Source organism: Arcicella sp. (assembly GCF_964672035.1).
Genome location: NZ_CBABQS010000027.1, coordinates 37,454 through 49,789 on the forward strand (window position 1 = coordinate 37,454; position 12,336 = coordinate 49,789).

Here is a 12,336-nt window from a genome sequence, read left to right on the forward strand (position 1 = left end):
CAAGAAGAACCAAGAATTTTTTATGTTTAATTCTCAGAACAAAAACTCAGAATAAACCATGTTCCACAACCAATTCATCGTCAGAACACCTTCTCTTCCTTTTATTGATACTATTTCGGAAGATTTTTTAAAGCAATTTCTCGATAATTCTACCTTCGCCGAAGCCCTATATTTAGCCTCCCCCGTGCTTTTTCAAGAAGCCATAAACTGGAAAGATGGAAAGGTTTCGGACCCCAAAAAATTACAAAAAATCCCCATTTCAATTGGAAAATATTACACCCGAATGTGCAGTAGATGCACGCCATTCGGGCTTTTTGCGGGTTGTGGGGTAGTTGAATGGGGTGATAAAACATCCATCGAACTCGCAGATGAAACCAGTAGAAAAACTCGGTTAGATATGCACTTTGCGGGCGCATTGGCACAAAAGTTAGCCGATATTCCTGAAATTAAATTTTCGTTAAGATTTCTGCCAAATTCAAGTATTTATCGGGTAGGAGAGGAGATTCGATATATTGAATATAGTTACGTTGAAGGTCAAAGAAAACACCAAATAAGTGCCATTAATTGGTCTGAATACATTCAGTTAGTCTTAGATTTGTGCAAGTTTGGAAATACCATTTTAGAAATTATTCCTAAACTGATTGATGATGATATTTCGGAAGAAGATGCCATCGAATTTGTAGAACAATTGATTGACTCGCAACTGTTAGTGAGTGAATTGGAACCGGCCATCACTGGAGAAGAATTCACGACTCAAATAAAAAATACGCTTTCAAATCATAGCCATATTTTAGAATTATTAACTAAAATTGAGCACCATTTAGCGATTATTGACACAACATCTTTTCATAAAATTTCGGTTTATCAAGCAGTAATCGAAACGATAAAAGCCTTTGAGATTCCTTTTGAGGAAGGTAAATTATTTCAAACAGATTTAGTTAAAAAGTTTAATAAAAATACCCTTAATACTGATTATCAAAAAGTTTTTAAAGAGATACATGATTTATTTAATAAAATAACTTTAAATCCTGTAAATCAGAAACTTAAAGAGTTTAAAACCAATTATTTTGAACGTTATGAGACAAGAGAATTGCCGATTTTGTTGGCGCTTGATACAGAAGTAGGAATTGGTTATGGAAATTTAGGAAAGAGTAAAAATACACCCATTACTGATGGTTTAAATCTACCAGAAATAGAAAATAAAGTACTTAATTTCTCACAAAATATTTTTCAACAATTCTTGTTTAATCAATGGCTAAAAGCCTACAAGACGGATGCCTATCAAGTTGAATTAAAAATGGAGGATTTACAGAAATTTGCCGTAAATAACGCTCAAACTGCTCCTTCAAGTTCCATCATGTTTCGGCACACGGGTGATGAAAATTATCCCATTTATTTAGAAGCAATTAGTGGTTCAAGTGGCGCAAATCTGTTGGGACGTTTTGCGCATACTGATGAGCAGATTTTTGAAATAATACAAACTATCACCAAGCAAGAACAAGCGAATAATCCTGACATTATTTTTGCAGAAATTGTGCATTTACCCGAAAATCGACTTGGCAATATTTTGTTGCATCCACCTTTCCGTGAATATGAAATACCTTATTTAGCCAAATCCTCCTTACCAATTGAAAACCAAATTCCTTTGGAAGATTTGTACGTTTCGGTTGATTTGCAAATGGATAAAGTTATTTTACGTTCAAAAAGATTGAACAAAGAAGTGATTCCAAGACTGAGTAATGCCCATAATTTTTCTCAGAATTCTTTACCATTGTATAATTTTTTGTGTGATTTACAAACCCAAAATTTACATTCTAATTTCGATTTAGGCTGGTCCAATATTGCACCTCAAACGGTTTTTTCTCCGAGATTAATTTACAAAAATGTGATTCTTTCCTTAGCTACGTGGCACTTTAAAAAGGAGGATTTTGTCGAATTATTATCTACTAAATCAGTAGATTTGTTGGATAAAATACAAAAATTTAAGCTTCAATGGAGTTTGCCAAAACGGTTTGTTTTAGTGGATTATGACAACGAATTATTGGTCAATATTGAAAATCTTTTGAGTATTCAAATTTGGATAGATTCAATAAAAAATCGGGAGAAAATTGAAATTAAAGAGTTTTTCTTTGAGGAAGAAAATAGCATCGTCAAAAATAAATTGGGACAAGGATTTACCAACCAATTCATTGCTTCTTTTATCAACGAAAATGCGGTTTATCAAGGACTTAACGATTCTTTGCACAATGAAAATTCAGAAATTCAGCGCAATTTTTCGGTCGGTTCAGAATGGTTATATTTTAAATTTTATTTAGGTCCTAAAGTCGCTGATATTGTTTTAACCCAAGCACTTAAACCGCTCGTTGAGCAATTGATTAAGGAACAATTAATTGATAAATGGTTCTTTATTCGATACGCTGACCCTGAAAAGCATGTAAGATTTCGAGTGCATTTACCCGATACAAATGCCATCGGAAAAATATTTTTGAGGCTTAAAAATTTTATTCAAGCTTTTGAAAATGAAGAGGTTATGTGGAAAATACAAGTTGATTCTTATCAGCGAGAAATTGAACGGTATGGTTCAACTGTGATGGAATTGACCGAGTCAATATTTTTTGAAGATAGTAAAGCAATCATTGCTTTGATTGACCAGACTTGGGGTGAAGAACGTGAAATAATTAGATGGCAATGGTGTCTGAAATTGATTGATACCTACTTGACTGATTTTGGATTGTCACTTTCGCAAAAGAAAAATTTGATGGATAAAATGAAAACGAGTTTTGCCAATGAATTTAATATTAACAAAGATTTAAAATTGCAATTAGACCAACGATTTAGAAATAATCGGTCGGTTATTGAACAAATTTTAGACAATTCTCTCAATGAAACCCACGAATATGCCCCTCTTTTTGAGTTTATTTATGTAAAATCGGCGAATACAAAGCATTTTATTAAGCAGATTAAAACATTAAAATCTGAAAATGAATTGATGAAATATCTCTCAGATACCATTCACATGACGGTCAATCGAACCATTGGTGACAATCAGCGGACGCATGAGTTGGTGATGTACGATTTTTTATTCCGATATTATCAAGCTGAAACGGCTAAAAATAAAGTAAAATAGCACTATATGAAAGTTCTGGTTCCTGAATAGTTATCCCTAAATTCCTTTGGTGTTTGGCTATGTTTTTTCTTGAAAATTCGGTTAAAATAGGATAAATTGTTGTAGCCGCATTTATAAGAAACCTCCGCAATGGAGAGTCGAGTATCAATTAACAATCTCGAAGCATGACCAAGTCGAATGTCATTAAAACTGTCAATAAAGGTTTTTCCGGTACTTTTTTTGATAAATCTACTGAAACTTACCACACTCATATTCACAATTTTAGAGATGTCTTCCAACGAGATTTCTTTCTCATAATTATTCTTCATGTACTCAAAGGTCTTTTCAATTCTGCGATTGTCGTAGGTTGAATTGTTGTTGGCAAAAGATAAAGTAGTCAGCATTTTCATACTTCTTGAAACTGATAAATCGTGCAGAATCGACATTAATTCCATAATTGAACCAAATCCATTGGTTTGAGAAAGACTCATCAAACGAGGTTTAATTAGGTTAATGGCATCTTTTGAAAATGATATTCCTCTGGATGAACGTTCTAATAAAGTACGGACGAAACTCATTTGATTGCGATTTAAAAACTTTTCATCAAATAAATCTTTGTGGAATTGCAAGGTGATTTCGTTGATTTTTTCGCTTTTACACTCGTGCGTAAACCAGCCATGCGGTGTATTTGAGCCAACCATTACTAATTCTAAATCTGAGATTATTTCAATACTATCGCCTACAATTCGTTTTGCTCCAGCCGCATTTTCGATAAAATTAAGTTCAAATTCATCGTGAAAATGAAGCGGAAAATCAAACTTATCTTTTGTTCTTGAAAAAACGGTGAAACAATCGTTGGATGTCAGTGGCGTAATTTCTCGATAAATCTTTGTCATTTTGTTTGAAAATTTTGGTTAAATTTCATGAATTGGGAGTCGGTATAGTATTATAAATTTAAGTACTTTATTTGTAAATTAATACCAATTAATCCCAATTAATACTTGAATACCTATATTTATAGGATAAAATACAGGTTTTTTGTTCTATTTTTGAATGATGTATCATTCAAAATTATAGGGAATAAATATTTTATGTAAAAAAAGCCAAAATCAATTGATTCTGACTCTGTACATTAGGTATTCATATTTTTTATTCTTGTTTTTATTTCGATACAAGCTCTGGCATTATGATAAGGACATTTCCAGAATCCAGCTTTATCTTGATTTGGCATTGGTAAATTATTTTCACCTTGCGTTGCCCATAACCATTCACCCGTTGGGGTAATTAAAAATTGTTTGATAAATCCCCAACTTTTAATAGACTGCTTTAAATATTTTTCATTTCTTGATAATTGAAAAGCATTAAAATAACCCACCATCGCCTCTGCCTGAACCCACCAATGTTTATCGGTATCGTGCGCATCACCTTCAGATTCGTAGGCTAAACCACCATCTTCCGAAATACCACTTTTGACTGAATCAGTCATTTTTAGAGCTAATTTTTGAGTTTCTTGTAAAATGCCCTTATCCCCAAGAATTTCGGCGGCTTCGTGAATTAACCAAGCGGCCTCAATATCATGTCCATAAGAAATAATCTCAGATTTTATCGTCCAATCATTGTCAAAAAAAAGATGTTGATGCCCCGTTTTTGAATCAACAATTTTATCCAAAAATACCTTGATAATTCCCTTTAATTGTTCGGTCAATAATTTATTTTTCCAGACAGTCAATAAATTGGCATAAGCTTCCATAATGTGTAAATGCGTATTCATGGATTTTTTTTCATTCGCATCTTTTTGACTTAATTTTAAATCTTCAATGGGTTGCCAATCTTCAGAAAGTGCTTCTAAATAACCGCCATAAACTTTATCAAAGCTGTATTTTTCAATCATTTCAAATAACTCAATTGCCCAATCGAGAGCTGCTTGATTGCGTGTAATTTTGAAATATTCGCTTAATCCATAAATCGTAAAGGCTTGTCCATAAATTTGTTTTCGAGTATTTAAAGGGTTTCCAAGATAATCTACCGACCAATATATACCGCCAAATTCATTGTCTTTAAAGTGATTTAGCAAATATTGATACGCTCGGTTTGCCGTTTCGAGGTATGCTGCTTTAGGATTATTTCCATAAGCCGCTGAAAACGTCCAAAGAATTCGGGCGTTTAAAACGGAGCCTTTTTCAGCAAAAGCAATTATTTCATTTTGTTCATTTATTTTGCCATAAAATCCCCCAAACTTATTATCTAATGTATATTTTTGCCAATATTCAAGTATATTTTCTAATTCCTGAGAAACTTCTGATTGATATTTTTCTAAAACTTCCTGCATAAATTAGTTGGCTAAAACCATTTCTTTCGATTCTTGGTAGTGTTTATTTTTGTCAACAATGGCATAAATTGTTTCGACCGAAGAGGCAGAACGGAAACCATCGGGAGCGGTATTCATGACATAATCCAATAATTGGTCGAGCGTTGAAGTGGCTACGTGCATACGAGTATCCGAAGAAGCATAATAAATAAAAACCTTACCATCATCATCTAAAATCCAGCCGTTTGAGAATGTAACGTTGGATACATCACCCACTCTTTCAATGCCTTCTGGAGCAATAAAATACCCCCCTGGTTTGTGAATTACTTTCGTAAGTTCCTGTAAATCAGTGAGAAAAAGATATAAAACGTATCGTAAACCCGCCGCTGTATTTCTTACACCGTGGGCCAAATGTAACCATCCGTGTTTCGTTTTGATAGGAGCGGGACCTTGGCCATTTTTCACTTCATAAACAGTATGATAATGCTTTTCATCCACGATAAATTCCTTTTCAACAACTGCATTTTCCATGGAATCAGCAAACCCAAATCCAATTCCTCCGCCCGTTCCAGCTTCAATAAATCCATCTTGCGGGCGAGTATAAAAGGCATATTTCCCTTCAACAAATTCTGGATGTAAGACCACATTTCGTTGCTGTGGAGAAGGCGTTTTTAAGTCTGGCAAACGTTCCCAATTAATTAAATCTTTTGTACGTGCCATGCCAGCCTGTGCAATCGCCGAAGATTCATCGCCTATTTTAGCATCTGGGGCTTTGCGTTCGGTGCAAAATAGTCCATAAATCCATCCGTCTTCGTGCGCAACCAACCGCATATCATAAACGTTTCCATCTGGATTTTCGGTTTCGGGCATACGAATTGGATATTCCCAAAATTTAAAATTATCAATGCCATTGGGACTTTCGGCAATTGCAAAAAATGATTTTCTATCCAAACCTTCCACTCTGACGGCTAAAATATATTTCCCATTCCATTTAATTGCCCCAGCATTAAAAGTAGCATTTATCCCAAAACGCTCCATTAAAAAAGGGTTCGTTTCGGAATTAAAATCGTATTTCCAAGTCAATGGAGCATGATTGGCAGTTAAAATTGGATTTTTATACCGTTCATAAATACCATTCCCAACACTCAGTTTTTCATTTGTTAAAGAAACTAATTTTTCATATTCAGTTTCTAATTTTTGCAGCCTTTGTTTATAAATATTCATCATTTTAAGCATTAAATCGCATTTTTTTTTGTTTTAAGATTAACAAAATTTTTAAAGTTTTAGTAATTAGGTAATTTTTTATACCAAGTTTTCCACAAAATGAAAGCACAAATGGCTAATATTGAGGCAGATACGCCAATGTGTAAAGGCATCATCAATACCACAAAAACGGGCAAGGCAGTAATCGCTGTTTGGGCAATAGTTCCTACGACCACGTTAAACATATCTGATTTAAATTGTTTGTTTGGCTCAAAAGTTGGGTCGTCTTTTTTAACTAATTCCTCAATTGGTTTCCAAAATCCCCACGGACGAATGTTTTTGTAAAAGGCTTTTAATACCTCCGCATCCGTTGGCGGAGTCATTAAAGAGCCGACCACCGACCCAATTGCCGACAATAATAAAATCAATGGGAAATAGTAAAGTGGTAAGGCATTCGGAAAAATAGTAGGTAAAATCATCGCTGAGGCAATTCCTGCGAACATTCCCCAGAAAAAACCGTAGCTGTTAAATCGCCACCAATGCCATTTCAACACGTTGGCGGCTATATAGCCACCGTAAAGTGCTGATACAATCCATTGCAAAATACTGTTGACATCTTTGGCAAAAAAGCCAATCATGATACTCAAAAATACCACCGATAAACCCGTCAAATAATTCATTCGGGTGATTTGTTTATTGTTGGCAGTGGGATTAATTGATTTCAAATAAATATCATTCACCATGTAGGCTTGGGCGGCATTGAACGTTCCTGCGAACGTTCCCATGAAAGCGCCCATAAGCCCAACCAAAATCAATCCCAATAAGCCAGAAGGGATAAAACTATTCAAAGCCGCTGGTAAAATTCTTTCAAAATCTGCCCCAGTGGCCGTAGAAATATTCAAATCTTTAAAGAACAATAATCCCAAAACTGCCACCCCAATAATTAATAAATAGCGAGTAGGCAACAGCACAACATTGACGATCATACTCATTAAAGCCGCTTCTCTGGGCGATTTTGTCGAAAGAATTTTCTGCATATCGTAGTTGGGTGCTGGCCCTGCTAAACTTGCTAAAATACCTTTTGCTGTCATTAAAGCAAAGAAATATCCAAAAGGGGAGAAGCCATCACTTTGAATTTTGGTGTTTGCTTCCTCCACAATTCCCGACCAATTTAAGTTGAGATTCTTTCCAAAGAAAATATCCGTCCAGCCTGCTGGAACGATTAATTGATGGGTTGCAAGGGCTTTCATGGCAATCATTGCCACCGCAACCGATACAAATACCATAATTACGTAGTGAATTAAATCCGCCCAAACGATGCTTTTCATACCGCCCAATAAAGAATAAAAAACGGTAAAAATGGTAAAAATAATGCCGTATAAATGAGCAACATACTGCGGAGCAACGTCAAAAGGAACGTACTGTTTTACCAGATTCCAAGGAATGAAAATCTCAATAAATTTACCAAGTCCGATAAACCCATACGCCATAAACCCTAAGCAACAAAGCAGGGCAAAAGCGATAATAATTTTATGCGAAAGTTGGGCATCTTTATTCGTGCCAAAACGAGTTAACATCCATTCTGCTCCTGTAGAAACGTTTGATTTTCGCAACCAAATCGACATATAAACCATCATAAAAATCTGGTTGAAAACTGGCCAAAGCCAAGGCAACCAAATACTTTTAACACCATACACAAACATAATTCCCACCATCCAAGCGGTGCCAGAAATGTCGAACATGCCAGAGGCATTTGAAACACCCAACATCCAGTAGGGAATGGAATTGCCTCCTAATAAATAGTCTCTATTACTCTTTTGAGCCTGTTTTTTGAGAATAATTCCGATGGCAGAAACCAAAATCAAATAAGCGATAATGACCGTTAAATCTAATAATTGTATTTTCATAAGTTAAGTTTAAAGGATTTATTATTTTTTATAAAGGTTTTCAAGTTTGATTTTGTCTCCTAAAAATACCTTTGGATTTTTTACGAATTCTTTGAAATCCTCGGCACTTTGTTGGTTGGGATAAGGTACATAATAGTGGTCAGGTCGGCCATTTCGCCAAAGTAAAACGTAGGAAATTTTATGATTGTCAATGCCTTTCAAAAGAATATTTGTCCACCAATTGGGTTCAGTCACTTTTTCTAAACCTGTTTCGGTAATGGCAAATAATTTATGGTTTTTCTCAGCGTAATTTTCAACAGTGGAAAGCATACGTTGAAGATTTTTTACAAACGTATCATTACTTTGAGGGGCATTGCGATGATAGGTATCAAAACCAATCAAATCCACAAAATCATTACCAGGATATCTTTCTAAATAATCCGTTTCATCGGGAAAATTATCGGTTGAATAAGCGTAAATCACGTTGTGTACCCCTTTTGAACCTAAATATTGAACCGTTTGCTGGTAGAGTTTTTTATATTCTTCGGGTGTACAGAATTTCTTTCCCCACCAAAACCAACTACCATTATGTTCATGAAAAGGTCTGAAAATCACGGGTATTTGATTGCCTTTTTCATCTTTCAAAGAACTCAGAAATACCGCTACTTTAGCCATCCAAGATTGATAAACCGCATGTTTATTTCCGCCTTTCAAAATATGTTTTACCACGGTATCTACATCCCAAGCAGATTTGCCATTGACGGGATTTCTTAGATGCCAAGTGATAGTATTTACGCCACCCATCGCATGAACTTTCTTGATGTTTTGCTTCATTTTTTCAAAAGAAACACCATCCAAATTATTAGCACTATCCAGTTCAATATGGGCTAATTCCCAACCAAAAACGGCTGGATATTGTCCCGTAACTCGTTTAATATCAGATTCACCCTCGATATTTTTCCAACCAATTCCGTAAGCTAAATCATCCTGATGACCCATCATAAAGCCCTTTTCTGCTTGTTTATGAAGGTTTTGATAGAAAATTTTGGTTGACGAAGTCGCCGATTTATCAATGGGAGTTAATTGTGCTTTTATCGTTGAAATATGAATGAAACAAATTAAGATAAGTAGGTTTGAAAGTTTATTCTTCATAAAATTTTAGGTTAAATTATTTTTTGTCAATCAAAACAAATACACCTCCCCAAGCCGGAATCGTTACCCGAATACCATTCGATGTTACCGCAGATTTGGCTTTTATAGTGGTATAATCACTGGGTCCTCCCGCAACATTACTGGTGCCAGAACCATTGATTTTTACCTTTCTTGAAAACTCGCCATTGTCATTTTCTCCTTCCATACTGTACCAATAATAGCGACTTCCCACATTCATATTTTTCATCACAACTTCCACCGTTTGGGGTGTTGCCGAACCATTTACTAAGGTTACGCCCGTTTGTCCAGAGGTATAAGTTGAGCCATACGCTTTTATATTTTGATTTCCCGTTACCGTGGAAGAAACCATTCTATCACCCAAAGTTTTTTGGAAATAATACATATAATAAAACGAGGGTCGCATTGTCCATTTATCCACACCAGGCTCTCCCGAACTAAATAATCCATGATCATTTCCATTCTCCCAGCCATTGATTAAGTCCCAACGAGCCGCCATTCCGAACTTATTTTTAATGGCTTCTCCTTGCACAATGACTGAAAAAAGTCCGCTTACATTTGATACTTGTTGCTTTGAATCTTTCGCCCACATATTCCATTCATCCAAGGCGATGGGTTTTTCTGCTGCCCCAAAATCTTTGACATTTTGGGTTAAAAACTTCATCATTTCGGTTGGAACTGAGTAAGCGGACGAAACGACTACCGAGGCATTTGAATTTTGATCGTAAGGCGTGAAATAATTATGAACAACGTAAAAATCAGCTTTTCCATTGATATTTTTCATCATTGTTTCATTCCATGTACGATTGCAGATCGTTTGCCAAGATTGGGGTGCAGAATCAAAAACTACGGCACCAATTTGAATTGTTTTCCCAATTTCTTTGGCGGCTTTTTGCATAGAATCGGCAAAAACTTGAAAATGTTTGGCATATAATTCACCCGTTAAATATTCAGGTTGATTATCTTTATTTAACTTCGTATCAATCCGATAACCCCATTCCCAATCGCCAAAATTTTCATTGCCAATTTCCCAATATTGCGTTTTCCCTTTGTCATAACGAACCCAATCAGCGGCGAGATGAGCCGCATTTGCTACGGGATTTGTCCCCGTTCCGTATCTTGCGTAGCCATAATTTACCGTAATAATGCCTTTATTCTTCGTTTTTTGGAGCATACTGTAATAATCGTCCACGTTGGATTGCCAATTCAAATTAGACATACCTTGCCTAAATCCTGGATCACTCTTCACACCATCTTTATTCGTAATTTTTGCAGGAACATCGTCTGGTAGTACCCCTTCTGCTTTATTCCAAAAATAGGCATCACTACTACTACCTCCCGGAAATCGAATAATGTGTGGATGTAAATTGGTGACTGGTTCAGTAAATTTTGTTTCATTTGTCACGGGCCCTTGCCACCAAACGGCATTATGCCCAAAAATGCTCAGCGGGATTTTTGTGATAATATTTGAAGCATCAACCGTAATCGTATTTGTCGCATTGGCTGGCACCGTTTCTTCGGTATAGACTGGCGTTGTAAACGTTTTAGGTTGCCAATCATCCAAGAAAAATCCCACGGTGGAGGCAATTTTAGGTTCTACCGCCGGCACAATGACGACCGTAGTCGTATCTTTCACGACTGTGACAATTTTATCTTCTTCTTTTTTGGAACATGAGCTAAAAATTATTCCAACGAAAAAAGATAAAATTGAGTTTATGAATATTGAATTTGTTGAAAACATTTTATTGTTTTTAGAATAGTATTGAGGTTTGATTTTTAAATTTTCTTTTATGACCTTGATAATCAATTACTTCTAAATATTTTGTGTTTTTTGACGCTAAAATACTTCTTGAAGATTGCGAGTAAAATGAGGTGCCATAATTGATTTCTCTTTTGCGATTTTTTCCATTTTTTAAATATTCAAATACAACGGCATCATTCGATTTTAGTGGTTTAGCCATAAGCGTTTTTGAACAAGCAAAACTGGCTAATTTCCCTTTATTTTGGGTTGCCATAATCAGAGGATTTCCCTTTGCATTTGTAATTCTAATTAATCCTTTGGCATCGCCCCCAACCAAGAATCCAGCTTGAATTAGATTATTAACCATAAACTCCCCTTCGCCATTTCCAGAAAGTAGTAAGCCATTAAAAGCGTCTAATCTTCCCACCGAAACTTCATTGCCAAAATCATTGCCTACCATTAACACATCTAAATTTCCATCCTCATCAAAATCTTCGATTAACATCCCAAAAATTGGAGCGATTTGAGCTTGAATTGGTAAAGCAGATATCTTAAAATTTCCTTCCCCCAAGTTTTCTATATAGCTGGAATTCATGTTGTTAGCTTTTAGAACTAAAGCGTTTTCTACATCACTTTTTGCTAAAACTCCGTAAATATCTGCGGAGGCAAATTTGCTATAGTTATCAAACCTTTCTTTGAAAGCAGTTACTTGTTTAATCAAATCATCACGGGTATGGAAAGGAACTTCGTGGCGTTTTTTGTCTTTATCTGGAAAAAATACCGTAGGAATCGCATCGTATAATCCATCATTATTAAAATCCTTTCCATAAACCGTCAAAGGAAATTCATCCGAAACTTTATTCATGGTATTGATGCCCAAATTTCCTGCGATATAATCCATATCACCATCATTGTCAAAATC

General features: G+C 35.4%; 7 protein-coding genes and 1 pseudogene. 1 reads left to right on the top strand and 7 read right to left on the bottom strand.

Features of this window, described 5'->3' with window-relative positions; genetic code table 11:
- Positions 1–58 precede the first annotated feature (58 nt).
- Positions 59–3,127 carry a lantibiotic dehydratase gene (locus tag AC1W31_RS09805; RefSeq protein ID WP_481734255.1) on the top strand — a complete coding sequence of 1,023 codons (3,069 nt, stop codon included), beginning with the start codon at positions 59–61 and terminating at the stop codon, positions 3,125–3,127.
- A gap of 2 nt (positions 3,128–3,129) precedes the next feature.
- On the opposite strand, the gene AC1W31_RS09810 is transcribed toward AC1W31_RS09805, so the two are convergent.
- The 7 genes and pseudogenes from AC1W31_RS09810 to AC1W31_RS09840 form a co-directional block, all read right to left on the bottom strand.
- Positions 3,130–4,002 carry an AraC family transcriptional regulator gene (locus AC1W31_RS09810; RefSeq protein ID WP_481734256.1) on the bottom strand — a complete coding sequence of 291 codons (873 nt, stop codon included), beginning with the start codon at positions 4,000–4,002 and terminating at the stop codon, positions 3,130–3,132.
- Between the two features lie 236 nt (positions 4,003–4,238).
- Positions 4,239–5,435 carry an AGE family epimerase/isomerase gene (locus AC1W31_RS09815; RefSeq protein ID WP_481734257.1) on the bottom strand — a complete coding sequence of 399 codons (1,197 nt, stop codon included), beginning with the start codon at positions 5,433–5,435 and terminating at the stop codon, positions 4,239–4,241.
- Positions 5,436–5,438: 3 nt separating this feature from the next.
- Entirely contained in the window at positions 5,439–6,641 is a 1,203-nt protein-coding gene (locus AC1W31_RS09820) for a glycoside hydrolase family 130 protein (protein ID WP_481734258.1), read from the bottom strand.
- A gap of 56 nt (positions 6,642–6,697) precedes the next feature.
- On the bottom strand, positions 6,698–8,524 hold the full coding sequence (locus AC1W31_RS09825; protein ID WP_481734259.1) for a sodium:solute symporter family protein: 1,827 nt from the start codon (positions 8,522–8,524) through the stop codon (positions 6,698–6,700).
- A 21-nt stretch (positions 8,525–8,545) separates the two neighbouring features.
- Positions 8,546–9,655 carry a glycoside hydrolase family 26 protein gene (locus tag AC1W31_RS09830; RefSeq protein WP_481734260.1) on the bottom strand — a complete coding sequence of 370 codons (1,110 nt, stop codon included), beginning with the start codon at positions 9,653–9,655 and terminating at the stop codon, positions 8,546–8,548.
- 16 nt (positions 9,656–9,671) lie between these two features.
- Entirely contained in the window at positions 9,672–11,309 is a 1,638-nt protein-coding gene (locus AC1W31_RS09835) for a hypothetical protein (RefSeq protein WP_481734261.1), read from the bottom strand.
- A gap of 115 nt (positions 11,310–11,424) precedes the next feature.
- Positions 11,425–12,336 (bottom strand): annotated as a pseudogene (locus AC1W31_RS09840) (RNA-binding protein); the annotation flags it as partial.